This window comes from Nocardia cyriacigeorgica (assembly GCF_010858045.1).
Taxonomy (GTDB): domain Bacteria; phylum Actinomycetota; class Actinomycetes; order Mycobacteriales; family Mycobacteriaceae; genus Nocardia; species Nocardia cyriacigeorgica_E.
Map to the genome: position 1 here is coordinate 1 of NZ_JAAGVC010000013.1, position 24,568 is coordinate 24,568.

25 protein-coding genes are annotated in these 24,568 nt (G+C 69.5%); 13 read left to right on the forward strand and 12 right to left on the reverse strand.

Annotated features, from left to right (window positions below):
• The 3 genes from GV790_RS14240 to GV790_RS14250 form a co-directional block, all read left to right on the forward strand.
• Nucleotides 1-1,039 (forward strand): thymidine phosphorylase (locus GV790_RS14240; protein WP_163813834.1); only part of this gene is annotated, 1,039 nt, incomplete at its 5' end.
• A 111-nt stretch (nt 1,040-1,150) separates the two neighbouring features.
• Nucleotides 1,151-2,248 (forward strand): adenosine deaminase, encoded by a 1,098-nt coding sequence (locus GV790_RS14245; RefSeq protein WP_163813835.1) that lies wholly within the window; start codon nt 1,151-1,153, stop codon nt 2,246-2,248.
• A gap of 159 nt (nt 2,249-2,407) precedes the next feature.
• Entirely contained in the window at nt 2,408-3,127 is a 720-nt protein-coding gene (locus tag GV790_RS14250; RefSeq protein ID WP_163813836.1) for a hypothetical protein, read from the forward strand.
• 28 nt (nt 3,128-3,155) lie between these two features.
• On the opposite strand, the gene GV790_RS14255 is transcribed toward GV790_RS14250, so the two are convergent.
• The 5 genes from GV790_RS14255 to GV790_RS14275 all read right to left on the reverse strand — a co-directional run bounded on the left by GV790_RS14255 (nt 3,156) and on the right by GV790_RS14275 (nt 6,653).
• Nucleotides 3,156-4,409, reverse strand: coding sequence for a primosomal protein (locus GV790_RS14255; RefSeq protein WP_163813837.1), 1,254 nt, complete (start codon nt 4,407-4,409; stop codon nt 3,156-3,158).
• 26 nt (nt 4,410-4,435) lie between these two features.
• On the reverse strand, nt 4,436-4,783 hold the full coding sequence (locus GV790_RS14260) for a YbaB/EbfC family nucleoid-associated protein (RefSeq protein ID WP_163813838.1): 348 nt from the start codon (nt 4,781-4,783) through the stop codon (nt 4,436-4,438).
• A 76-nt stretch (nt 4,784-4,859) separates the two neighbouring features.
• The gene (locus tag GV790_RS14265; RefSeq protein ID WP_036533558.1) at nt 4,860-5,210 is read right to left on the reverse strand and encodes a hypothetical protein; all 351 of its coding nucleotides are present in this window, start codon (nt 5,208-5,210) and stop codon (nt 4,860-4,862) included.
• Nucleotides 5,207-6,331, reverse strand: coding sequence for an NlpC/P60 family protein (locus GV790_RS14270; protein WP_163813839.1), 1,125 nt, complete (start codon nt 6,329-6,331; stop codon nt 5,207-5,209). Before GV790_RS14270 ends, GV790_RS14265 begins: the two co-directional genes overlap by 4 nt.
• 4 nt (nt 6,332-6,335) lie before the next feature.
• A complete protein-coding gene (locus GV790_RS14275; RefSeq protein ID WP_014349299.1) occupies nt 6,336-6,653 on the reverse strand; it encodes a type VII secretion target in 318 nt (105 codons plus the stop codon).
• 146 nt (nt 6,654-6,799) lie between these two features.
• Between GV790_RS14275 and upp the strand changes: the two genes are divergently transcribed.
• Nucleotides 6,800-7,423, forward strand: coding sequence for a uracil phosphoribosyltransferase (gene upp, locus GV790_RS14280; RefSeq protein WP_163813840.1), 624 nt, complete (start codon nt 6,800-6,802; stop codon nt 7,421-7,423).
• Between the two features lie 14 nt (nt 7,424-7,437).
• Here the strand turns inward: upp and GV790_RS14285 are convergent, their stop codons facing one another.
• From GV790_RS14285 to GV790_RS14295, 3 genes are read right to left on the reverse strand one after another with little or no spacing between them, the layout of a single operon-like run.
• Nucleotides 7,438-7,644, reverse strand: coding sequence for a hypothetical protein (locus GV790_RS14285; protein WP_163813841.1), 207 nt, complete (start codon nt 7,642-7,644; stop codon nt 7,438-7,440).
• Nucleotides 7,641-9,149, reverse strand: a complete 1,509-nt coding sequence (locus tag GV790_RS14290) for a phospho-sugar mutase (RefSeq protein ID WP_163813842.1) — start codon at nt 9,147-9,149, stop codon at nt 7,641-7,643. Before GV790_RS14290 ends, GV790_RS14285 begins: the two co-directional genes overlap by 4 nt.
• Nucleotides 9,150-9,929: a purine-nucleoside phosphorylase gene (locus GV790_RS14295; RefSeq protein WP_163813843.1), complete on the reverse strand. Its 780-nt coding sequence runs from the start codon at nt 9,927-9,929 to the stop codon at nt 9,150-9,152. It lies immediately after the preceding gene.
• Between the two features lie 117 nt (nt 9,930-10,046).
• On the opposite strand from GV790_RS14295, the gene GV790_RS14300 reads away from it, so the two are divergent.
• From GV790_RS14300 to GV790_RS14310, 3 genes are all read left to right on the forward strand, one after another.
• On the forward strand, nt 10,047-10,751 hold the full coding sequence (locus GV790_RS14300) for an enoyl-CoA hydratase-related protein (protein WP_163813844.1): 705 nt from the start codon (nt 10,047-10,049) through the stop codon (nt 10,749-10,751).
• 79 nt (nt 10,752-10,830) lie between these two features.
• Nucleotides 10,831-12,114, forward strand: coding sequence for a M20 family metallopeptidase (locus GV790_RS14305; RefSeq protein ID WP_228806590.1), 1,284 nt, complete (start codon nt 10,831-10,833; stop codon nt 12,112-12,114).
• 122 nt (nt 12,115-12,236) lie between these two features.
• Nucleotides 12,237-13,379, forward strand: a complete 1,143-nt coding sequence (locus GV790_RS14310) for a M20 family metallopeptidase (RefSeq protein ID WP_163813938.1) — start codon at nt 12,237-12,239, stop codon at nt 13,377-13,379.
• A gap of 1 nt (nt 13,380) precedes the next feature.
• On the opposite strand, the gene GV790_RS14315 is transcribed toward GV790_RS14310, so the two are convergent.
• On the reverse strand, nt 13,381-13,860 hold the full coding sequence (locus GV790_RS14315) for a gamma-glutamylcyclotransferase (RefSeq protein ID WP_014349306.1): 480 nt from the start codon (nt 13,858-13,860) through the stop codon (nt 13,381-13,383).
• Between the two features lie 133 nt (nt 13,861-13,993).
• On the opposite strand from GV790_RS14315, the gene GV790_RS14320 reads away from it, so the two are divergent.
• From GV790_RS14320 to GV790_RS14340, 5 genes are all read left to right on the forward strand, one after another.
• On the forward strand, nt 13,994-15,394 hold the full coding sequence (locus GV790_RS14320) for an NAD(P)H-quinone dehydrogenase (RefSeq protein ID WP_163813845.1): 1,401 nt from the start codon (nt 13,994-13,996) through the stop codon (nt 15,392-15,394).
• Nucleotides 15,395-15,682: 288 nt separating this feature from the next.
• Nucleotides 15,683-16,714, forward strand: a complete 1,032-nt coding sequence (locus tag GV790_RS14325) for a hypothetical protein (RefSeq protein WP_228806589.1) — start codon at nt 15,683-15,685, stop codon at nt 16,712-16,714.
• Between the two features lie 72 nt (nt 16,715-16,786).
• Entirely contained in the window at nt 16,787-17,803 is a 1,017-nt protein-coding gene (locus tag GV790_RS14330) for a hypothetical protein (protein WP_256673287.1), read from the forward strand.
• A 137-nt stretch (nt 17,804-17,940) separates the two neighbouring features.
• A complete protein-coding gene (locus tag GV790_RS14335; RefSeq protein WP_163813847.1) occupies nt 17,941-18,129 on the forward strand; it encodes a hypothetical protein in 189 nt (62 codons plus the stop codon).
• 161 nt (nt 18,130-18,290) lie between these two features.
• A complete protein-coding gene (locus tag GV790_RS14340) occupies nt 18,291-19,490 on the forward strand; it encodes an aminotransferase-like domain-containing protein (protein ID WP_163813848.1) in 1,200 nt (399 codons plus the stop codon).
• 165 nt (nt 19,491-19,655) lie between these two features.
• Here the strand turns inward: GV790_RS14340 and glpK are convergent, their stop codons facing one another.
• Nucleotides 19,656-21,155 carry a glycerol kinase GlpK gene (gene glpK, locus GV790_RS14345; RefSeq protein WP_163813849.1) on the reverse strand — a complete coding sequence of 500 codons (1,500 nt, stop codon included), beginning with the start codon at nt 21,153-21,155 and terminating at the stop codon, nt 19,656-19,658.
• A gap of 216 nt (nt 21,156-21,371) precedes the next feature.
• Between glpK and glpD the strand changes: the two genes are divergently transcribed.
• Nucleotides 21,372-23,105 (forward strand): glycerol-3-phosphate dehydrogenase, encoded by a 1,734-nt coding sequence (gene glpD / locus GV790_RS14350; protein WP_163813850.1) that lies wholly within the window; start codon nt 21,372-21,374, stop codon nt 23,103-23,105.
• Between the two features lie 49 nt (nt 23,106-23,154).
• Here the strand turns inward: glpD and GV790_RS14355 are convergent, their stop codons facing one another.
• Both GV790_RS14355 and GV790_RS14360 read right to left on the reverse strand, forming a co-directional pair.
• Nucleotides 23,155-23,985 (reverse strand): MBL fold metallo-hydrolase, encoded by an 831-nt coding sequence (locus GV790_RS14355; protein WP_163813851.1) that lies wholly within the window; start codon nt 23,983-23,985, stop codon nt 23,155-23,157.
• Nucleotides 23,982-24,545 (reverse strand): TetR/AcrR family transcriptional regulator, encoded by a 564-nt coding sequence (locus GV790_RS14360; protein ID WP_163813852.1) that lies wholly within the window; start codon nt 24,543-24,545, stop codon nt 23,982-23,984. Before GV790_RS14360 ends, GV790_RS14355 begins: the two co-directional genes overlap by 4 nt.
• Nucleotides 24,546-24,568: the final 23 nt, after the last annotated feature.

Consider the following 24,568-nt stretch of genomic DNA (forward strand, 5'->3'; position numbering starts at 1 on the left):
GCACTCCACCGGGGGCATCGGCGACAAGATCACCTTGCCGCTGGCACCGCTGGTCGCGGCCTGTGGTGCCGCGGTGCCGCAGCTGTCCGGGCGCGGCCTCGGCCATACCGGAGGCACGCTGGACAAACTCGAATCCATCCCCGGCTGGCGGGCCGATCTCAGCGTGCCCCGGATGCGCGAGATCCTCGCCGACCCGGCCGCGGGCGCGGTGGTGTGTGCGGCCGGCGCGGATCTCGCGCCCGCCGACAAGCGGCTCTACGCGCTGCGCGACGTCACCGGAACCGTCGAGTCCATTCCGCTGATCGCCAGCTCGATCATGAGCAAGAAGATCGCCGAGGGCACCGGTGGGCTGGTGCTGGATGTGAAGGTCGGTTCGGGCGCGTTCATGAAGAACGTCGAGCAGGCGCGTGAGCTGGCGACGACGATGGTGGAGCTGGGCGAGGACGCGGGTGTGCGCACCGTCGCGCTGCTGACCGGGATGGACACCCCGCTCGGCCGCACCGCGGGCAATGCGCTCGAGGTGGCCGAAGCTGTCGAAGTGCTGGCCGGCGGTGGGCCCGCCGATGTGATCGAGCTGACCCTGGCGCTGGCGCGGGAGATGCTGGCCCTTGCCGGTCTCGATGCCGACCCGGCGGACGCGCTCGCCGACGGCCGGGCCATGGATCACTGGAAGGCGATGATCCGCGCCCAGGGCGGTGACCCGGACGCGCCGCTGCCGCGGGCCGGGCACACCGAGACCGTGCGGGCCGGCCGGGATGGCGTGCTCACCCGGCTCGATGCCATGGGTGTGGGTATCGCGGCCTGGCGGCTGGGTGCGGGGCGGGCCCGGCAGGGCGATCCGGTGCAGGCCGGCGCCGGGGTCGAACTGCATGTGCGCGTGGGCGAGCGGGTGCGTGCGGACAGCCCGCTGTGCACGCTGCACACCGATACGCCGGAGGCACTGCCCGGTGCAGTAGCGGCGGTGACCGGTGCCGTCACGATCGAGGAGGATGGCGAGGCCGTGGCACCGACGTTGTTCCTCGACCGGATCGGAGCCTGAGCGGCGACGGGATAGGCGACCGGCCGGATGGCCTGCCGCCCGCACGCAACGAGATAGTCGCCACGTGCCGACTCCGCTGCCGATTCGATCCGGTCCGGCTACCGTCAGGACATGACTGGACCGATGCCCTTGACCCTTGCCTCGATCCGCCAAGCGCCCAAGGCGTTGCTGCACGATCACCTCGACGGTGGTCTGCGCCCCGCCACGGTGCTCGAACTCGCCGCCGACTGCGGCTACGACCAGCTACCCGCCACCGACGCCGACGCCTTGGCCGCCTGGTTCCGGGAAGCCGCCGACAGCGGGTCGCTGGAACGCTATCTGGAAACCTTCAGCCACACCGTGGCCGTGATGCAGACCCCGGAGGGGTTGCGCCGAGTGGCTCGTGAATGCGTCGAGGATCTGGCGGCCGACGGCGTCGTCTATGCCGAGGTGCGTTTCGCGCCCGAACAGCATCTGGAAGCCGGCCTGACTCTCGACGAGGTGGTCGAGCACACGCTGGCCGGTTTGCGTGAGGGGATGGCGGCGGCGGAAGCGGCGGGCACGCCCATCGTGGCGATCTGCCTGCTGACGGCCATGCGGCACGCGGCCCGCTCGCGGGAGATCGCCGAACTGGCGGTGCGGTTCCGCGACCAGGGCGTCGGCGGATTCGACATCGCGGGCGCCGAGGCCGGTTACCCTCCGACCCGCCACCTCGATGCCTTCGAATACCTGCGCGCCAATCACGCCCACTTCACCATCCACGCGGGCGAAGCGTTCGGGCTGCCATCCATTCACGAGGCCCTCGCGTTCTGTGGTTGCGATCGACTCGGCCACGGCGTGCGCATCACCGACGATATCCACGTCCCCGGCGCGGTCGAGGAAGCCAGGCTGGGTGTGGTCGCGAACTATGTGCGCGATATGCGCATCCCGTTGGAGCTGTGTCCGTCGTCGAATGTGCAGACCGGGGCGGTGCCCTCACTGGACAAGCATCCCTTCGATCTGCTGGCCCGGCTGCGCTTCCGTGTCACCGTCAATACCGACAACCGGCTGATGAGCGACACCACCATGAGCGAGGAGATGCTGAAACTGGTCGATACCTTCGGCTACGGCTGGAGCGACCTGGAGCGCTTCACCATCAACGCGATGAAGTCGGCGTTCATCCCGTTCCCGGATCGGCTGCGCATCATCGACGACATCATCAAGCCGGGATACGCGGTCCTGCTGGGGTGAGCCCGGGAGGCGTGGTGCGCACGGCACCACGATGCTGATCGGCCGGGGCGACCGGATCCGCTGCTTCTGAGCGGCTGGTCGATTTCTCGAGCGGCTGTTCCATGGCCGGCCGCCGGGAGCGACCCGGTAGCCGTGGCGGGCAGGGGTTAGTTTGAGATCGTGACGGAATTGCGGATCCCTGCCCGATTCAATGGTCCTTCCGGCTCCGGCAATGGTGGTTATGTGGCCGGCCTGGTCGCATACCACTGTGGTGCCGTTGCGCGGTCCCACGCCTCGAGCGGGCCGGACGCGACCGCCTCGCCCGCGGCAGCGCCCGTTCGGGTGACGTTGCGGGCGCCAGCGCCACTGGACGTGCCGCTGGTGCTGCGTACCGGCGGGCTGTACGACGGCGACACCGTCATCGCCGAAGCAGCGCCCGGGGGATTCGAGCGCGCGGTTCCGGACGCGGTGTCCTTCGACGATGCCGACGCGGCCTCGGCGGCCTACCGGAACGACAGCGAGATGTTCCGGTACTGCTTCGTCTGCGGGACCGCCCGCCAGGACGGGCTCGGCTTGGCGCCCGGCGCAGTGCGGGCGGGGATGGTCGCCGCGCCCTGGGTGCCCGGCGATTCGCTGCCGATCGACGCGACGCTGCTGTGGGCCGCGATGGACTGCCCGGGCGGCTGGGCGTTGCCGGAGATGCTGCAGCGCCCGGCGCTGCTCGGCTCGATGACGGCGAACGTCTTCGCGCTGCCCGAGGTGGGGGAGAAGTGCGTCGTGGTCGGCGCCGACCAGGGCGAACAGGGCCGCAAATCGTTCGCCTCCACCGCCGTCTACGGCACCGGCGGACGCCTGCTCGGGCGGGCCGAGCAGATCTGGATCCGGCTGAACCGGGCGTGATACCCACGCCCGGCCCGGCCGGGGCGGATCACTGCGGGTCGAGCCGCGACTCGAAGTTGCGTTCCAGCTCCCGCCAGGCCTTCGCCTCGGCGGTGAACGGCGGGTTGGGCGCCATCCGGGACGGGTCGGGGTTCAGCAGGTAGGAGACGTACCAGCCGAGCGGTGTGGACTGGGCGAGGCCCTGCTCCACCGTGTCGTCGTCGGCGTAGTCGGCGGCATCGGTGAACAGCTCGACGGCCAGATCGAGCTGTTCGATATCGACCGATTCGGGGCCGTCGCCGAGATCCTCGGCCAGCCCCGGCAGCACGTAGACGTTCTCATCGGTGACCTCGACCTCGAGCGAACCGTCCACGGCCGCGGTCTGCACGTCACCGAAGGTGCTGACCCGGGCGAGATCGTGTTCGTGATCGTCGGCGAGGTAGCGGGCCAGCGCGCGCTCGGAGTTGAACACCGTGATGGAGCCCTTGCCACCGAGGAAGATCGGCTCGTCGTCGAGGTAGCAGCGCAGCGTGAAGTAGGTGCCCTCGCCGGTGACGATCTTGATCGGGTCGATGCCGACCTCGGTCCAGAACGATTCGTCCTCTTCGTCGTCTTCGGTTTCGTCGTCGTCCTTGGTGAGGTCGACCGGTTCGTAATCGGTGTCGGCGTCGGCCGCGTCGTCGGCTTCGACGACGTTCTCCTCGGCGGCCAGCAGCTCGGCCTCGGCCACCGCGACCGCGTCCGCGTCCACATCGGGGGTCTGCACCACCGAGTCGATGGCATCGACCACGGCGTCCCAGTCCTTGGCGATGGCGGCGCCGATCTGATCCCAGAGTTCCTCACCGTCGCGGCCGACGAAGGCATTGATGCCGCTGGGCAGCGCGCCGAGCACCGGATGCGAGCCGAAGAACTTGGTCACCACCTCCAGCTCGCACACCTCGCCGATATTGCGCACCATGGCGAGGGTGTCCTCGAGTTCGGCGACGATCTCGGCGTCCGGATCGCCCGCGACCAGCTCGGGAACCCCGATCAGGTCGAAGGTGAAGTTGTCCTCCGGCTCCAGTTCCACCGCCGACAACCCGGCCACGACCTTCCAGGCCGGATGGTCCACCAGATCGTTGTCGGAATCGGTCCGGATGAACGCCGCTAGTTCCGCGACGGACTCGAAACCGTAGAGGGCGTCCTCGTGGCCGAGGAACGCCTCCCACTCGTCGTCGCCGTCACGCCAGCGCGGTGCCCACAGTGTGACGAGATCGCCGTCGGTCAGACCGAGCTCGATCGGGACGATGTCTCCAGAAGCCATGTGCCGAAGCCTATCGAGCTTCCGGCTCAGGCACTATCCGGGCTGGCCCCAACGGTGCCCGTGGCGGTCTGCGACTCGGGCGCGAACGACTCGTTCAGTGCGGCAACGACGTTCGACCGCTGCCCGCCGGCGTCCTCGGCGGCCTGCCTGCAGGCCCAGATGATGAGCTGGGCGACCTCGGCCGGCGGCAGTGCTGTGACCGTTTCCGCCAGCGACAGCGCGACCAGCGCGCCGTCGCTGTTCACCTCGGCGCTGACCATGCCGTCTTCGGTGGTGAACCGCCCGCGCACCTGCTTGAGGCCGTAGAGCGCGGCCTCGAGCGCCTCGAGTTTCTGCGTGGCCCCGGCGACCAGGGCATCCATTTCCGCACTCATGCCGTCACCTCGCTGGCGCTCGGCGCCGCCATGACTGCCTGGGCAGCTGTGCTCATGGTTCGCTCGCTTCGCTCACTCATACCGGCCTCATCCAGCTCGTCTGTCCAGTGTCGGCATCGTCGATGCGGTCCAGCTCGTCCACCGCCTGCTGACGGGTGGGCAGTCCGAGCCGGTCCAGGATGTCGTCGGGCATACCCGATTCGGCGAGCACCTCGCGGCGCCTCGCCTTCGCGGCCACGGTGGAGCGCTGGGTGAGCCGCAGGATCTCCGCGGCGAGAGCCTGTGCGCCGTAACGATATTCGCTGCGCTCGAACTTGATTTCCACCGGCATCCCCTGGTCGGTGGCCCGGACCGAGATGGTGCCGGATCGGTTGCTGCTGGCCGCCACCGTGACGTTGGGGATGGCGGGCGTCGGCTGTTCGCTCATTCGGTGGGCCTGTAGAAGCCGTAGAACTCCATGTCCAAGTTCTCCGTTCGGATCGCGCTGATGGAGACCGGGTCACCGGCCTCGACGAGTTGACCGTTGCCGACGACCATGGCGACGTGGCCGTCCCAGACCGCCAGGTCGCCGGGCATGAGGTCGCCGGGGGACACCTGGGTGTGTCCGATGTGCTGTTCCTGCGCCAGACGCGGCAGTTCGACGCCGGCCTCGCCGTAGGCGTATTTCGTCAGGCCGCTGCAGTCGATGCCCGCCCCCGGGGTGTTGCCGCCCCAGACGTAGGGCGTGCCGACCGCGCCGATCGCGGCCTTCACCGCCGTCGCGGCCTTCTCGTTGGGCGCCTCGACCTGGCTGCCGTCGGGCAGGGTGATCATGACGCCCTCACCGGTGGCCTTGCCGCTGCTGGTGCTGCCGGAGCCGGACTTCGACGACGAGCTGGTGCTGGTGCGGCCGGTGGAGGTGCTGCTGCGCGAGCCCGAACTGGTGGACGGCGAGCTCATCACCGTGCTGAGCATCGAGCCCGCGGTGCCCATGACTCCCGAGGCCATCGAACCGAGGCCGGAGGTGGCGGCGCTGATCGGCGCGGCCACGCTCGCGGGCGCGGTGGACGGCGGCGGGGCCAGCTGCTGCATCGAAGCGGTGTGCGTGGACAGCTCGTTCTGCACCCGGCCGACCACGCCGAGGGCTTGGCCGAGATGGTCGATGGCCGAGCCGACGAGCATGCTCAGCCCGACCGGCGTCGTCAGCGTCGGGCCCGCGGCAACGGCCGTATCGACGAAGGACTGCGCGATGGCGGTGAGGTCTTTCTGCCCGGTCTCGACCTCGGCCGCGGCTTGACCGACCACCGTCGACATCTCGTTGCCGCGGTCGGAGATGGTGGCGGCGCTGGTCTGCACGCGCAGGGCCTTCGAGGTCGCCGCGTCGGCGCCCTTGCCGTCCCACACGCTGTTCATCTGGTTGATGCTGTTGCGGCCGAGCTCGTGCACCTGGTCGATCGCTGTCGAGGTGGTGCGCAGTGCGTCGCCGGGGCCGCCGACGGGAAGCACACCGGTACCGAAACTGGCGAGCAGATCGAAGATCGGTTTCGCCAGCACGTTGATGTCGATCACCGGCTCACCCTTCGGCGGACGTGGTCCGCAGCGAGTCGGCGATATCGGTGTCGGTGCTGTCGTAATTGGCCGCCGCACCCACCGCGGCGGTGCTCATGCTCGACACCACGGCCGACAGCTGGCCGATCGCTGCGACGTGCCCCGCGTGCGTGGCGGCATAGGCGGCCATGAAATCACCGCCGATCAGACCGAAGATCGGACCCAGTAGCGCCGGGCCCGCACCGGCGGCTCCCGCTCCCGCCGCCGCGAGCTCGCCCGCCATCACCCCGGCGGTGGCACCGTACGCGGCGATGCCCTCGGTATCCGCTGAGATCCTCTTCATCAGAGCTTCCCCCATCGTCTTCGTTTCCGGGCAGAGTATGTCATCTACCTGATTCGACGCAGCGATCCGCCGATCGGTTCCAGATCGTCGGAAAAAAGTTTCGGCGACTACGGCGGCGAACCCTGATCCGACTTTATCGTTCCTTCATGCGTACGCACACTGTGGATCACCCGCTCGCCGCGGCTCTGCTGACCGTTCTGCGGGACGCGCGCACACCCAACTCGGCCTTTCGTTCGGCGTTGCGGGACTTGACGGGCCTGCTGATCTACGAGGCGTTGCGCGACGCGCCGTTGACCCGGTTCGACATCAACACGCCGATCACCGTCACCCAGGGGGCGCGGCTGGCGCAGCCGCCGTTGCTGGTGCCGGTGCTGCGGGCCGGGCTCGGAATGGTCGATGCCGCTGCGGCACTCATACCGGATGCGCGAGTCGGGTTCGTCGGCATCGCCCGCGACGAACGCACCTACCAGCCGGTGCCGTACCTGGAATCGCTACCGGCCGACTTGGCCGGGATACCGGTGTTCGTGCTGGATCCGATGCTGGCCACCGGCGGCTCCATGCGATACACCCTGGAACTGCTGGCCGGTCGCGGCGCCACCGACATCACCGCGCTGTGCGTCGTCTCCGCGCCGGAAGGGGTTGCGCTGCTGGAGGATTCCGGGCTGCCGGTGCAGCTGATCACCGCGGCCATCGACACCGGTCTCAATGCCGACGCCTACATCGTGCCGGGCCTCGGCGACGCGGGGGATCGGCAATTCGGCCCACGCTGAGGTGTTCGCGAGGTTCAGTCTCCGGACTCGGCGAACAGATCGATGTGCGCGCAGTTCGCACAGCGGTAGGCGGTGACCCGGAAACGGGGCCGCGGATTCAGCGCCGCGCGCCAGCCCGGATCGGTGGCAGTGCCGGCCCAGAGCGCGGCGTCCCACCCGGTTTCGAGCACGCCCGCACGCAGATCCGTCCCACCGCAATGGGTGCAGTGTCGATCCTTCACGCCGGCTCTTCGAGTGCCGAGCAGAACTCGCGCAGACGGGACAGTTGCTGTGCGGCAGCGTTTCTGGCGGCAGCGAGCCCTTCGGCGTCGGACACCGGGAGCGCCACCTCGAGATAACACTTGAGCTTGGGTTCGGTCCCGGACGGGCGGATGACCACCCGTGCCGAATCGCCCTCGAAGACCAACGCGTCGGTGCGCATCCGGCCACGCACGGTGCTCAAATCGGTGACCCGCACCGGCATCCCGGCGATGATCTGCGGCGGTGCCGAGCGCAGCCGGCCGAGCAGCGCGGCCGCGCCGGCGTGATCGGGCAGCCGCAACGAGACCTGATCGCCGGCGTGGACACCGAATTCGACCGCGTAGGCATCGAGCTCGTCGAGCACCGTCCGCCCGGCCGCCTTCAGTCGCGCCACCAGGTCGGCGGCGAGTACGGCCGCGGAGATGCCGTCCTTGTCACGCACCGCGGCCGGGTCGGCACAGTGGCCGATGGCCTCCTCGTAGGCGTAGACCAGGCCCTCGCCGGCGCGGGCAAGCCATTTGAAACCGGTCAGCGTCTCGGCGTAGCGCGCGCCGCGCGCCGGTGCGAGCCGCGACAGCAGTCGCGAGGACACGATCGTCGTCGCGACCAGGCTGTCGGCCGGGGCGGTGCGCAGCACGTAATCGGCCAGCAGCACGCCGGTTTCGTCGCCGCGCAGCATCCGCACCCTGCCGTCGGCGTCGGGCACGCCGATGGCGCACCGGTCCGCGTCGGGGTCGAGCGCGATCGCGAGATCGGCGCCCACCCGTTCGGCCAGCGCGACGAGCAGGTCGGTGGCGCCGGGTTCCTCGGGATTCGGGAAGGCGACGGTCGGGAAGTCGGGATCGGGGGCGAACTGCTCGTCCACCACGTGCACATCGGTGAAACCGGCCGCCGCCAGCGCGGTACGCGCGGTCTCGCCACCCACACCGTGCAGCGGGGTGAGCGCGATCCGGATCTCGGTGCGCTCGCCGGGGCCACCGATCAGCGTCGGCAGCGTGCTCACCCGGTCCAGGTAGCGCTGGACGAGCTCGGCGCCGGAGGGTTCGACCGATGCGCGTGGGATCGGCTCGGTGACCGCCGCGATCCTGGCTTCGATCTCGGTATCGGCGGGCGCCAGCAACTGCGCGCCGCCGTCGAGGTAGACCTTGTAGCCGTTGTCGGTGGCCGGATTGTGCGAGGCGGTGATCTGGACTCCGGCCACCGCGCCGAGCTCGCGGACGGCGAAGGCCGTCACCGGCGTGGGCAGGGGCTCGGGCAGCAGCGTCACCGGAAAACCGGCGGCGGCGAAGATTTCGGCTGCCGCAGTGGCGAATTCGGCCGAACCGTGGCGGGCGTCGCGGCCGACGACCACCCGGCCACCGCCGAGGCAACGCTCACGCAGCCAATCCGCGAGGCCTGCCGTCGCCCGCCCGACGGTGGTCACGTTCATGCCGTCGGGGCCCTCGCGCAGCGGCCCGCGCAGCCCGGCCGTCCCGAAGCGCAGCATCTACAGCTGCTCCAGCACGCCGCGCAGCAGTTTGCCCAGCCGCGGCGCCGCCGCCCGGCCCTCGGCCAGCACCTCGGCGTGCGAGAGCGCATCGCCGGTGACGCCGGCGGCCAGATTGGTGACCAGCGAGATGCCGAGCAGCCTGGCGTCGAGCGCTCGGCAGGCGATGGCCTCCAGCACGGTGGACATCCCGACCAGATCGGCGCCGACGGTGGCGAGCATCCGGATCTCGGCGGGGGTCTCGTACTGCGGTCCCGACAGGCCGGCGTAGACACCGTCGGTGAGGGAGGGATCGACCCGGCGGGCCAGCTCGCGCAGCTGCGGATCCCATGCGTCCACCATGTTCACGAACGTCGCGCCGGACAGCGGGGTCCGGCCGGTGAGGTTGATGTGATCGCTGATCAGCACCGGCTCGCCGACGTGCAGCCCCGGTCGGATACCGCCCGCGGCATTGGTGAGCAGCACGGTGTGCGCGCCGGCGGCGATGGCGGCGCGCACCGGACGCACCACGTCGTCGGGGGCGTGGCCCTCGTACAGGTGCTGACGGCCCATGAGCACCAGCACCGGCGTCTCGCCGACCGGTATGGAATGCACCATGCCCACATGCCCGAGCGCGGTGGGTACGGCGATGCCGGGCAGCTCCGACATCGACACCGACGCGGTGGGCGTTCCGATCTCCATGGCGGCGTCCTGCCATCCCGATCCGAGCACCACCGCGACGGGATGGCGTGGCACTCCGGTCCGTTCGGCGATCGCCGCGGCGGCCTGTTCGGCAAGCATGACGGCAACTGTATCGGCCCGCGCGCGCCCAGGCCGGTCGTGCGAGGTGACCGAACCCACCCGAGCGCTTGCTACCCGTGAGTAGGATTTGCTCGCCGGTACCGATACGCTGCACGCATGCCGTATCTGGAACGTGATGGGGAAGTGTTCGTGCTCTACCTCGGCAACGAGGGTCAGACCGACAGTGAGAACCGCTTCCACCCGGACTGGATCGCCGAGATCCATGCCCACCTCGACACGGTCGAGGCCTCCGAGGGCCCCGCCGCGCTGGTCACCACCGCCTCCGGCAAGTTCTTCAGCAACGGCCTCGACACCGACTGGCTCTTCGGCAACCTGGACCAGATGCACGGCTACCTCGACCGGGTGCATTCGATCTACACCCGGCTGCTGACCTTCCCGATGGCCACCGTCGCCGCCATCAACGGTCACGCCTTCGGCGCAGGCGCCATGCTGGCCACCTCGCACGATTTCCGGTTGATGCGTGCCGACCGCGGCTTCTACAGCCTGCCCGAGGTGCACCTCGGCATGCCGTTCACCATCGGCATGAACGCCCTGCTCACCGAGCGGCTCACCAATCAGGTCGCGGTCAAGGCGATGACGACCGGGCATCGCTTCCCGGCCGACGAGGCGATCGCCGCGGGCATCGTCGACGGCAAGGCCGAGGCCGACGCGCTCGTTTCCGCCGCGGTCGCGCAGGCTGCTGCCCTGGCCGGCAACCGCAAGCCGAACCTGCCGGTGATCAAGCGCGCGCTGCACGCGAACGCGCTGGCCGGGCTCGCCGTGCCGACCACGCCGGAGAACCTGGCGTTCGCGGCCGGATAACCGGCTCCCGCCTCCGCCCGCCACGCCGCCGCCATGGTGGCCTGCGGACCGGTCGGTGCGCAGTGCGACACTGAATGCCATGTCACCCCCGCGCAGCGGCCGGTCCGACCAGCGCAGCGCCGATACCGTTCGGCGCGGCGAGGCTGCCGCGCGTCACGGCGACGGGAGATCACGTCCGGACCCGGCCCTCACGCTCCGGGCCGACGCGGCCATCGCCGCCGCCCGTGACGAGCTGATCGGCCTGTCGCACGCGATCCACGCCGAGCCGGAACTGGCCTTCGAGGAGACCCGCAGCGTCGCCAAGGTGATCGAGCCGCTGGCCGCGCGCGGGTTCGAGATCGAGACCGGCGTGGCCGAGCTGCCCACCGCCTTCCGCGCGAGCTACGGCAGCGGCGAACTGACCGTCGGGCTGTGTGCCGAGTACGACGCGCTGCCCGAGATCGGGCACGCCTGCGGGCACAACATCATCGCCGCGAGCACGACCGGCGCGGCGCTCGGACTGGCCGAGGTGGCCGACGCGCTCGGCCTCACGGTGGTGGTGCTCGGTACACCCGCCGAGGAGAGCGGCGGCGGCAAGATCCTGATGCTCGAGCGCGGTGTTTTCGACGACATCGCGATGGCGATGATGGCCCATCCCGGCCCGTACGACATCGTCGGTGCGCGCTCGCTCGCACTCGCCGATCTGTCGGTGGTCTTCCACGGCCGCGAAGCACACGCCAGCGCCGCCCCCGAGCAGGGCCGCAACGCCGGGGACGCGGTCACTGTGGCGCAGGTCGCCATCGGCCTGCTGCGTCAGCACCTGCGGCCGGGCCAGCAGCTGCACGGTATAGTCGGCGACGGCGGCGTAGCCCCCAACATCGTGCCCGGACGTGCGGAACTGCTGTACTACCTACGCGCAGCCGACTCCGCATCCCTCGGCGAACTGATGCGACGCGCATCCGATTGCTTCGAGGCGGGCGCCCTCGCGACCGGCTGCACCCACGACATACGGACGCTCGCGCCCACCTATACCGAGCTCACCCCCGATCCGGCACTACTGTCTGCCTATCGAGAGCAGATCGCCGGCCTGGGACGGACGCCGATCGCGCCCGAGCTCGAAGCGCAGCGCCCGCTCGGGAGCACGGACATGGGCAACGTCACCAACGTCATCCCGGGGATACACCCGGTCATCGGGATCGATGCCGATGGCGCGGTGACGCATCAGCCCGGTTTCGCCGCGGCCAGCGTCAACGCCTCGGCCGACCGAGCGGTGATCGATGCGGCGACGGCGCTCGCGCGTACCGCGATCGCGGTTGCCGGCGATGCACTACACAGGGACAGGTTGTTGCAACGGCTCGTTCAGCGACAGGAGGAAATTCGGTGAGTAGTCCGGCGGCGCGAGCGACGGGGCCGGAAGAGGCAGCGCGCGTGACCACGCAGCCACCCGTAACCACCAAGGCCACCGGGGCCGCCGCCCTATCGAAGGCAGCGCGGACCGGCCAGGACGTGGTCGACGCGTGGCTGGCCGAGCACACGGTGGACCTCATCCAGTGGCGCCGCCACATCCACGCCAACCCGGAACTGTCCCGCACCGAGTTCGGTACCACCGAATTCGTCGCCACCTGGCTCACCAAGGCCGGCCTCACCCCGCGTGTGCTGCCCGGCGGCACCGGCCTGATCTGCGATATCGGCCCCGACACCCCGCGGATCGCGCTGCGCGCCGATATGGACGCCCTGCCGATGCAGGAGTTCACCGGCCTGAGCTTCGCCTCCACCGTCCCCGGCGTCTCGCACGCGTGCGGGCACGACGCGCACACCACCATCCTGCTCGGCACCGCGCTGGCGCTGGCCGATGCCGATCTGCCGGTGGGCGTGCGGCTGGTGTTCCAGCCGGCCGAAGAAGTGATGCCGGGTGGCGCGCTCGATGTGGTCGCCGCGGGCGCCATGGAGGGCGTGGAGCGGATCTTCGCGCTGCACTGCGATCCGCGGCTCGAAGTGGGCCGGGTCGGGGTGCGGGTGGGTGCGATCACCTCGGCCGCCGACACCGTCGAGCTGGTGCTCGACTCGCCGGGCGGGCACACCTCGCGTCCGCATCTGACCAGCGATCTGGTCTACGCCATCGGCACGGTGATCACCGGGCTGCCCGGGCTGCTGAGCCGTCGCATCGATCCGCGCACCAGCACCGTCATGGTGTGGGGTGCGGTCAGCGCGGGCAAGGCGCCCAATGCGATACCGCAGACCGGCATGCTCACCGGCACCGTCCGCACCGGCGACCACGCCACCTGGTCACTGCTGGAGCCGATGGTGCACGAGATCGTCGACGGCCTGCTGGCGCCCACCGGCGTGCGGTATCAGCTCAATTACCGGCGCGGCGTGCCGCCCGTGGTCAACGACGAACACTCCACCCGGATGTTCGAGGACGCCATCCGCGCCGTCGGCCCCGACGCCCTCGCCGACACACCACAGTCCGGCGGCGGCGAGGACTTCTCCTGGTATCTGGAGGAGGTCCCCGGTGCGATGGCGCGCCTCGGCGTCTGGTCCGGCGAAGGCGACCAACTCGACCTGCACCAGCCCACCTTCGACATCGATGAGCGCGCGCTCGCTGTGGGCGTGCGGGTACTGAGCAACATCGTGCTCCAGGCAGGCTGAATCAGGCGCTGAAATTGCCCGGGCCGACGTTGCGGCTGTTGCGGGTGCGCAGGGCGTGCACGTACTCCTCGGGCGCGCCCGCCTTCTCCGCGGCGTCGGCCATCACACCCAGGTAGCGGGCCGATGGCAGCCCGCCCTCGTAGGCGTCGAGCACATACAGCCAGGCCAGGATGGGTTCGGTGCCGCTACCGGGATTCGGGGTGACGCGTAGCCGGATCTTGCGGTGGATCCCGAAATCAGAGCCCTCCCAGCGGTCCAGCCGCTGCTCGTCCTCGGGGGAGACGTCGTAGAGCACGACGAACACCCGGGAACCGGGTTCCTCGACGACGGTGGCGAGCGGGCCTTCCCAGCCGATGTCGTCGCCACTGAAGGTGAGGCGCCAGCCCTCCAGCCACCCCGTCCCGAACATCGGGGAGTGCGGACAGCGCTCGAGCATCTGGGACGAGTCCATGTTGGACCCGTAAGCGGCGTAGATCGGCACGAGGAAAGGGTAACCGGTATCGGATTTGCCGTGCTCGCGGCGCGGCCTACCGCAACGCGGCGGCACGGCTCAGGGCGGATAACGTTGATGCCGAACCGGAGATCCCGGTGCAACTGCTCGAGCGGAGGTATCCATGACCCGCATTGCGATCATCGGTGGCGGACCGGCCGGATACGAGGCCGCACTGGTGGCGGCCCAGCACGGCGCCGAGGTCACGCTGATCGATTCCGACGGCATCGGCGGAGCGTGCGTGCTGTGGGACTGCGTGCCGTCGAAGACCTTCATCGCCTCGACCGGGGTGCGCACCGATCTGCGCCGCGCCCGCGATCTCGGCATCACTCTCGATCCGAGCCAGGCCACGGTGTCGTTGCCGGAGGTGCATTCGCGGGTGAAGGCGCTGGCGCTGGCCCAGTCCTCGGATATCCGCTCGAAGTTGCAGACCGTCGGGGTGACGGTGCTGGCCGGGCGCGGGCAGTTGATCGATTCGGGCTCCGGCCTTGCCGCCCATCGGGTGCGCGCCGCGCTCGCCGACGGCACCGAGCAGACAATCGAGGCCGAGGTGGTGCTGATCGCCACCGGTGCCAGCCCGCGGGTGCTGCCCGGCGCCGAACCCGACGGCGAGCGCATCCTCAACTGGCGCCAGCTCTACGACCTGACCGAGCTGCCGGAGACCCTGGTGGTGGTCGGTTCCGGTGTCACCGGCGCCGAATTCGTTTCCGCCTACACCGAAATGGGCGTGCGGGTGAAGCTGGTGTCCAGCCGCGACCGGGTGCTGCCCGGTGAGGACGCCGACGCGGCGCTGGTGCTGGAGGACGCGCTGGCCGAGCGCGGTGTCGAGCTGGTCAAGCACGCGCGTGCCGATGCCGTGGAGCGCACCGCCGACGGCGTCGTGGTCAAGCTGGCCGACGGGCGCACCGTCTCCGGATCGCATGCGCTGATGACCGTCGGTTCGACGCCCAATACCGATGATCTCGGCTTGGAGCGCGTCGGCATCGAACTCGACCGCGGCTACCTGCGCGTCGACCGGGTGTCGCGCACCTCGGTGCCGGGCATCTACGCCGCGGGCGACTGCACCGGCCTGCTGCCGCTGGCCTCGGTGGCCGCGATGCAGGGCCGCATCGCGATGTACCACGCGCTCGGCGAGGGCGTGAATCCGATTCGGCTCAAGACCGTTGCCTCGGCCGTGTTCACCCGGCCCGAGATCGCGACCGTCGGCGTCAGCCAGACCGCCATCGACAACGGCGAGGTCCCGGCCCGCACGGTGATGCTGCCGTTGAACACCAATCCGCGCGCGAAGATGTCGGGGCTGCGGCGTGGCTTCGTCAAGATCTTCTGCCGTCCGGCCACCGGTGTGGTCATCGGCGGTGTGGTGGTGGCGCCGATCGCGTCCGAGCTGATCCTGCCGATTGCTCTTGCGGTGCAGAACAATCTGACCGTCACCGATCTGGCGCAGACCTTCTCGGTGTATCCCTCGTTGACCGGATCGGTGACCGAAGCCGCGCGCCAGCTCATGCGTCACGACGATCTGGACTGAGCCGGGCGGTTCGTCCAGCGTGTCGAGTGTTCCTGTCAGTGGGTAGGTTTCGTCACGTTGCCTGGGCCGGGCAGTTGTGGTTCACTTCCGGCAGAGATGCGATCGATGGGTGGTCGTGTGGTTTGGTGTCGGGGGGTTTCCTTTCCTGACGCGAACGGCGGGCAGCCTGGGCTGTTGGCAGTCCGAGCGTCTCACCAAAGACAGCTGAGTGCGGTCGGTGCGACCGCACCCGGGAAAGGGATTGGGCGAAAAGTGAAACATCGTAAGCCGAGTCGGGCGCAGCGAGCGATGGCGAGTACTTCGTTGCCGCTGGCCACCGCGGCGGCCGTAGCCACTCTGTTCGCATCGCCGGCGGGGGCCGTTCCGAACGAGCAGCCCGAGGCCCCGGCGCCGACGCAGGACGAGTCGCCGAGCCAGCCGGGTACCACCCAGCCGGAGCAGTCGCAGTCGCCGACCCAGCCCGGCGTCACCGATCCGGCGAAGCCGGAGAACCCGCAGGGCAACGCCACGCCGAGCCAGCCGGGCGTCACCACCCCGAACACCGACAACGACCAGAAGGACCCGAAGCTGGCCGCGCCGCGCCAGCCCGGCGTCACCGCGCCGCGTGTCGCGCCGCTGCCGGTGCCCGGCCAGAGCGGTCCCGTCCAGCCGGTCGTCGTGCCGGATCAGAAGCCCGGCGAGGTCGATCCGAACCGTCCTGGCGTCGTCGATCCGCGCACCGGCCAGGCCGTCACCCCGGAAGAGGGCACCGAGGCCCAGCCGGCCATCGACCCCGAGACCGCTCAGACCATCGAGCCCGGCACCGAGTCCGAGACCCAGACGCTGGTGCAGCCGCAGTGGGAGGCCCCGCGCATCGAGGCTGCTCCCGCCGCGCCGGTCGTCGAGATGACGGGCCCGCACGCCGAGGTCGGCGCCACCATCGACGGTGGTTCGCTGGCACCCGGTTATCTGGCCAACACCCACCACTTCACCAACGAGGCCGGCTACGTCGGCACCGTCGGATACAGCACGCCCACCGGTCGCGGTGACGCGGGCATCGCGTGGGAGTTCCTGGACGAGAACCACATCAAGGTGAACACCTTCACCGGCGGTGCGGGCCTGGCCGACAACAAGTTCGAGACCGTCCTCGACACCACCCAGATCAATGCCGCCAAGGCGAACGTCGAGCAGTGGATCGCCCAGCAGCCGGGCGGCGCCGCCGCGCTCGAAGCGGCCGCGCAGGTTAAACTGCCGACTATCGTGCAACCGGGTGACATGGCCCCGCAGACGATCAATGTCGCTGGCGTCACCACCCAGTGGGGTGGTTCACTCCAGTACTGATATGTGCTGAATGGGCGTTGGGGCGGTCGTTCGCGGCCGCCCCATACGTGTGTTCCGGGGAAAGGATTGGGTGTGTCCGGCGACGGCGAAGGCAAGGACAGCGGGTCCGGAGGATCGGATTTCGGCCCACCGGTAGGAGACTTCGGACCTCCGGTATCGAACTTCGGTCCTCCGCTCGGCGATTTCGGACCACCCACCACCCCCGGGCCCGGCTGGAAGCCCGAACCCGCACCGGAAAAGCCCGGCCTGACCTGGCGACCAGCCGGTGAGCCCGTACCCGAGCCGCCGGCGAGCGTGCCCGCACCGCCGCCGCAGTTCCGGGCACCCGACAGCACCACGTTCCCGGACAATCCACCACGCCCGCCGCGCCCGGAACCCGCCGACGCCGGCGAGGATCGCACCGTCCGGATGTCGACCGAGGACGACAGCAGCTGGTGGAATCGGCCGACCACCTCCGGCGAGCCGCCGACCCCGCCGGCCGAACCCACACCGGAGCCGGGCCTGTCCTGGGCCGACGATCCGATCGCCAAGCGCCTCACCCCGCAGTCGGTGACCGAGGCGCTGGCCCGTCCGGCCAAGAAGAAGCGTCCGCTCGGGCCGATCATCGCCGGCTCGGCCGCCGTCGTAGCCGTGCTGGTCGCGCTCACCGTGGTGATCGTCATGATGACCGGTGACGACAGTGGAGCGGAATCGGCGCAGGCGCCGACGACCACGGCCGCGCTGAGCTGCCCGGCGAGCAAGGACGGCAAAGTCACCGTGGGCAACGGTCCGGGTGATACCGCGAGCGGGGCCGGCGCCATTCTCGGATATCAGCATGCGTTCTATACGGCTCGCGACGGCGCGAAAGCTCGCAGCTTCGCCGCCTCGGACGCGAACGTGCTGCCGGCCGCCGATCTGCAAAAGGTCATCGATGAGCAGATCCCACAGGGCACCACGTACTGCCTGCGAATGACCGAACGGCAACCGAACGTCTTCGACGTCGACCTGGCGGTACATCAGCCCGACGGCACCACCAACCTCTACCCGCAGACGGTGCAGACCATCGACCAGAACGGCAAGCACCTGATCTTCGCCATCCTGGATCGCTGACCCACGCCTCGCCAACAACGGCTCACTCAGCGGCGATAGGAAATCGCTACTGTGCCAAGGGTTTTCGTTCGAACTGGCTGTTGCCGCACCCGCTGCCGTCGGGTACTGTTCGAGCTGACTCTAGGGAGGGAGTATCCATGAAGAAATTGGTTGCCGGTGTCGCGCTCACGATCGGTCTGGTGGGGGTTGGCCCCGCGTTGGCACCGTCCATCGCGCTTGCCGGTCCGTGTCAGCCGGGCGTGAGCACCGACTGCAAGGACACCAAGAAGAAGCCGCCGTGCCAGCCCGGCGTCACGAAGGACTGCAAGGTCCCCTCGCGACGCTGATCTGCGCAGCAGCGAACGGCCTCATCCCGCACTCGGGATGGGGCCGTTGTCGTTTCTCGTGGACACCAGGGTGTCTCAAATCATGGGATGATTATTTCACATCATGGTCCCCGGTATGCGACAGTGGGACAGGCGCACCTCGCGTAATCCCTGGAGGTTCCATGTCGCAGCACCTACCGCCGCTGGCCGGCCGCCTGAACGGCCTGACCAGTTCGGCCATCCGTGACCTGCTCAAACTCACCGCGCGCGCGGAGATCATCAGCCTTGCCGGTGGTCTGCCCGATGCGGCGCTGATGCCGGGGGAGCGGATCGCGGTAGCCGCCGACGCCGCGCTGCGCCAGGATGCCGCCCTGCAATACACCGAATCGCCCGGCTGGAGGCCGCTGCGTACCGTCCTCGCCGAACGAGAGAGCGCGCGGTTGGGGCGCACCGTCGCGCTGGACGAGGTGTTCGTCACGCACGGATCGCAGCAGGCGTTGTCGCTGCTGTCGGAGGTGCTGCTCGATCCGGGCGCGCTCGTCGTCGTCGAAGATCCCGCCTACGTCGGCGCGCTTCAGGTGTTCCGGGCAGCCGGCGCGCGCATCGTCGCGCTGCCGTTGGATGCCGAAGGCCTGCGGATGGACCTGCTGGGCGAGCTGCTGGCCGGTGGGGAGCGGCCTGCGGTGGTGCATACGGTGAGCAACTTCCACAACCCGGGCGGGGTCACCATGAGTCCGGCGCGGCGGCAGGAGCTGGCGGCCCTGGCCGAGCGCTACGGCTTCTGGGTGATCGAGGACGATCCCTACGGCGAACTGTGGTTCGACCAGCCCGCGCCGGCTCCCGTCGCGACCTACTCATCGAATGTGATCCGCCTGTCGAGTTCCTCCAAGATCCTCGCGCCGACGTTGCGGGTGGGCTGGATGGTCGCGCCGAATCCGGTGTGCCGGGCGGTCGAGCTGCTCAAACAGGGCGCCGACCTGTGCGGTTCGGCGCTGACCCAGCAGATCGCGGCCGATCTGCTGGCCGACACCGAATGGCTCACCGCCCACATCGACACCGTGCGCGCCGCCTACGCCGAACGCGCGAAAGCGCTTGCAGGCGCGCTGCGTGCGCGCTTCGGTGATCGGCTCACCTGCTCCGACGCCGCCGGCGGCATGTTCATCTGGGCCGATTTCACCGACGGCACGGACACCGGGGCGCTGCTCACCCACGCCCTCGACGCCGGCGTCGCCTACGTCCCCGGTCAAGCGTTCTCGGTGAGCACCCCGTACCCGCATTCGCTGCGCATGTGCTTCACCACCGGCGCAGCGGACGCACTCGCCGAAGCGGTGGACCGGCTCGAGCGCGCGGTCATCGCGCAGCGCGCGGTTGCCACCGTATAGCGCCGGGTTCGGCCTGGCGCACCCGCTCAGGTGATCGCGCAGGTGCCTAGTGCACGCAGAAGCACGAGTGCGAATGACCAGAGACTCGCGGTAGTCGGTGAAAGCCTTGGGGCGCGGTCGAGGAGGGCGCGGGCCATGCGTGGCTCGCGGCGTCGCGACCGGGGTTCAGTCCGCCCAGTTGTAGGTGCGTTCGACCGCCTTGTTCCAGGCGTCGAGCCGGGTCTGCCGGTCGGTGTCGCTCATGCTCGGCGCCCAGGTCTTGTCCGCCGCCCAGTTGTCCAGGATGTCGTCGGTGCCTGCCCAGTAGCCGACCGCGAGACCGGCCGCGTACGCGGCGCCGAGCGCGGTGGTCTCGTTGACGACCGGGCGCACCACCGGGACGCCGAGGATATCGGCCTGGAACTGCATGAGCAGCTCGTTGTTCACCATCCCGCCGTCGACCTTCAACGTCGTCAATTCCAGTCGCAGCTGCTCGGATTCGGCGTCCGCGCGCATGGCGTCGGTGACCTCACGCGTCTGGAACGCGGTGGATTCGAGGACGGCCCTGGCCAAGTGGGCCTTGTTCACGAAACGCGTGAGCCCCGCGATGACCCCGCGCGCGTCCGGCCTCCAGCGCGGGGCGAACAAACCGGAGAACGCGGGCACGATGTAGGCGCCGCCGTTGTCGTCGACGCTGCGCGCCAGCGGTTCGATCTCGGCGGCCGAGGAGATGATGCCGAGATTGTCGCGGAACCATTGCACGAGTGAGCCGGTGACGGCGATGGAGCCTTCCAGCGCGTACACCGGCGCCTGGTCACCGAGCCGGTAGCAGACAGTGGTGAGCAGTCCGTGCTTGCTGAACACCGGTGTGGTGCCGGTATTGAGCAGCATGAAATTGCCGGTGCCGTAGGTGTTCTTGGCATCGCCGGGAGACAGGCAGGCCTGGCCGAAGGTGGCCGCCTGCTGATCGCCGAGGATGCCTGCGACCGGAACACCGGCGAGCGGACCCGAGGTGATCTCGGCATACACCTCGGAGGAACTGCGGATCCGCGGCAGCATCGCCTCTGGCACGCCGAATTCGGCGCAGATCTGGCCGTCCCATTGCAGGGTGCGCAGATTCATCAGCATGGTGCGCGAGGCATTGGTGACGTCGGTCAGGTGCTCTCCGGTGAGATTCCACAGCACCCAGCTGTCGACGGTGCCGAAGCACAGCTCACCGGCCTCGGCGCGCTCGCGGGCGCCCTCGACATGGTCGAGGATCCAGCGCAGTTTCGGGCCGGCGAAATAGGTCGACAGCGGCAGACCGGTGCGATCCTGATACCGGGTGCGCCCGACCTCGCCGGCCAGCTCGGTGCACAGCGCCTCGGTGCGGGTGTCCTGCCAGACGATGGCGTTGTGGATCGGCTTGCCGGTGGCGCGATCCCAGACCACCGTGGTCTCCCGCTGATTGGTGACGCCGACCGCCGCGATATCGGCTGCGGTGATGCCGGTGGCGGTCAGCGCTTCGCCGAGGACGTGTTCGGTGTTGTGCCAGATCGCTTCGGCATCGTGTTCCACCCAGCCCGGGCGCGGGAAGATCTGTTCGTGCTCGCGCTGGGCGATGCCCGCGACCCGCCCCGCGCGGTCGAAAATGATGCACCGGCTCGACGTCGTCCCCTGGTCGATGGCGGCCACATAGCGTCGCATTGGAGCAGGTTACCGGAACCCGCGGCCGGTCACGGCGGCCTCGGGACAACCCGGCACCGTGGCGGTACGCGGTCCGGATCAGCGGGTCCGCCCGCGCCCGAGGGCGTCACACGCGAGCGCGGCCGATGCGGCGATAAGGTGTCAGAGAAGCTCGATCGCCCGATCACAGACCACAACGTCGACCTCCGGCGCTTGCGTCGGTTGGAGGAGCCGAGCATGACCAAGAAGCCCGATTCGCAGTTCCTCGGGCCGCAGCAGCGGCTGGACGCCTGGGCCCGGCTGGGCAAAGACCACTTCGACGTGGTCGTCGTCGGCGGCGGTGTGGTGGGTGCGGGCATCGCCCTCGATGCCGCGACCCGTGGGTTGCGGGTGGCGCTGGTCGAGGCGCGCGATCTGGCCTCCGGGACGTCGAGTCGCTCGTCGAAGATGTTCCACGGCGGTCTGCGATATCTGGAGCAGCTGGAGTTCGGCTTGGTCCGGGAGGCGCTGGCCGAACGCGAGCTGTCCATGTCGACGCTGGCGCCGCATCTGGTGAAGCCGCTGCGCTTCCTCTACCCGCTCACCCACCGGGTGTGGGAGCGGCCGTATGTGGCGTCGGGGTTGTTGCTCTACGACACCATGGGCGGCGCGAAATCGGTTCCAGGGCAACGTCATCTGAGCAGGCACGGCGCGCTTCGGCTGGCGCCGGGGTTGCGCCGCGATTCGATGATCGGCGGCATCAGCTACTACGACACCGTCGTCGACGACGCCCGCCACACCATGACCGTGGCCCGTACCGCCGCCCACTACGGTGCCGTGATCCGCACCTCGACGCAGGTGGTCGGCTTCCTGCGGGAGGCGGACCGGGTGGTCGGGGTGAAGCTGCGCGACAGTGAGGACGGGCGCACCACCGAAACCCGCGCGCATGTGGTGATCAACGCGACCGGCGTGTGGACCGACGAGATCCAGGCCCTCTCGCATCAGCGTGGACGTTTCCATGTGCGGGCGTCCAAGGGCGTGCACATCGTGGTGCCGCGCGACCGGATCGTCAGCGATGCGGCGATCATCCTGCGCACCGCCACCTCGGTGTTGTTCGTGATCCCGTGGGGCAGCCACTGGATCATCGGCACCACCGACACCGACTGGAATCTGGACCTGGCGCACCCGGCGGCGACCAAGGCCGATATCGACTACCTGCTCGAGCACGTCAACCGGGTGCTGGTCACCCCGTTGACCCACGACGATATCGACGGCGTGTACGCCGGGCTGCGGCCGCTGCTGGCCGGGGAGAGCGACGACACCTCCAAACTCTCGCGCGAGCACGCCGTCGCCCGGATCGCACCCGGTCTGGTCGCCATCGCCGGCGGCAAATACACCACCTACCGGGTGATGGCCTACGACGCCGTCGACGAGGCGGCGCAGGACATTCCGGCCCGGGTCTCGCCCTCGATCACCGAGAAGGTGCCGCTGCTGGGCGCCGACGGCTACTTCGCGCTGGTCAATCAGACCGTGCAGCTGGCCGAGGCCTACGGTGTGCACCCGTACCGGATCAAGCATCTGCTCGACCGCTACGGCTCGCTCATCGATGAGGTGATGGCCATGGCCGAGGGCAAACCCGAACTGCTGCAACCGCTGACCGACGCACCGTCCTACCTCCAGGTCGAGGTGGTCTACGCGGCCGCCGCGGAGGGCGCGCTGCACCTGGACGACATCCTGGCCCGGCGCACCCGCATCTCCATCGAGTACTCCCATCGCGGCGCCGACTGCGCCGAGCAGGTCGCCCGACTGGTGGCGCCGGTGCTGGGCTGGGACGATGACGACGTCGACCGTGAGGTCGGCCTGTACCTGGCCAGGGTCGATGCCGAGATCCGTTCCCAGGCCGAGCCCGACGACGAATGCGCCGACGCGTTGCGGGTGGCCGCGCCGGAGCCGCGTCCGGAGATTCTGGAGCCGGTACCGCTGGATCGGTGATGCCCAGGGCAGGCGCGGCCGCACCCGGACGCGCCTGCCTGCGGCCGAATCAGACTGCGGCGGCCTGCAGTGCGCGCAGCTCGCCGGCGTGATGGGCGCTGAAGATCCGCACCTGATCACCCTCGGCAGCGATCAGCTCCCGCAGGCGCTGCTGATTGTTCGCCCTGGCCTCGGGCACCGTCTGGACGAACCGTTCGAAGGCGGCGATGCCGAGCGGTTGATGTGGATGGGCTTCGAGGACGCCGGGGTGGAAGTACGAGTCGCCCGCGCTGAGCAGCCATCCGTCACCGGTGTCGACCGCGACGCCCGCATGCCCGCGGGTGTGCCCGGCCAGCGGTACCAGCAGGATCTCCGGCGGCAGACCGGCCAGCTCGCGGACCGCTTCGAAGCCGAACCACGGCTCGCCGTGTTCGCCGTGCACCTGCCACTTCGGGCCGTGCGCGAACTGGATCGCGCGATAGCGGAACCGTTCTCGCGGACCATAGGTACCTTCGAGTGCCCGCATCTCCTCGGCGTAGACGTGCACGCGCGCGTGCGGGAAATCGGCGAGACCGCCCGCGTGATCGAGGTCGAGGTGGGTCAGCACGATATCGCGGACGTCCTCGCGCCGGTAGCCGAGCCGCTCGATCTGGCGGGCGACGGTCCGTTCGAGATCGAGCACCGGATGGGTCATCTGGAGGAATTGGGCGCCGAGCCATTCGGACGGGCGCCGCACCGCCTGCTCGCCGATGCCGGTCTCCACCAGTACCAGACCGGTGTCGTGCTCGATCAGCACGCAGTGGCAGACCATTTCGCCGCGATGCAGCAGACCGCCGGTGCCGCTGATCAGCCGGCCGCCGAAGGGCCGCATCGTTCCGCCGTCGAGGTGATGGATCTTCATCGGGACAACTCCTGGTCCATGAGGGTGCGAAGGTGGTCGGCGACCGTGCGCAGCGGGGCGATATCGCGGCTGGTCTTGGCGAGTAGCAGCGCGCCCTCGAGCATGGCGAGCGCCACGGTGGACAGTTGTTCGGCGCGTTCGGCCTCGATGCCCTTGGCGCGCAGGTATTCCGCGATGGTCAGCCGCCAGGATTCGAAACCGCCCGCGCACGCGGCGCGGATCGGTTCGCTGTCGGCGGCATCGAGCGCGACCGAGGCCAGTGGGCAGGCGCGCGCGAAATCGGAGGCGACGAGGTTGGCGGTCAACTGGTCGACGACGCCATCGATGTCGCCGTGTTCGAGTGCGGCCGCGAGCCGCTCGCGCAGCAGCTTGCCCGCCTGGTCGACGGCCTCGGCGGCGAGTTGTTCCTTGCCGCCGGGGAAATGGAAGTACAGCGAGCCCTTGGGCGCGCCCCCCGCGGTGACCAGCTGGTTGAGTCCGGTGGCGTGATAGCCCTGGGTGTGGAAGAGATCGACGGCGGCGTCGATGAATCGCTGCCGGGAGTCCGTGCGTGTAGTCACGACGGAGACGGTACGTGAATTAT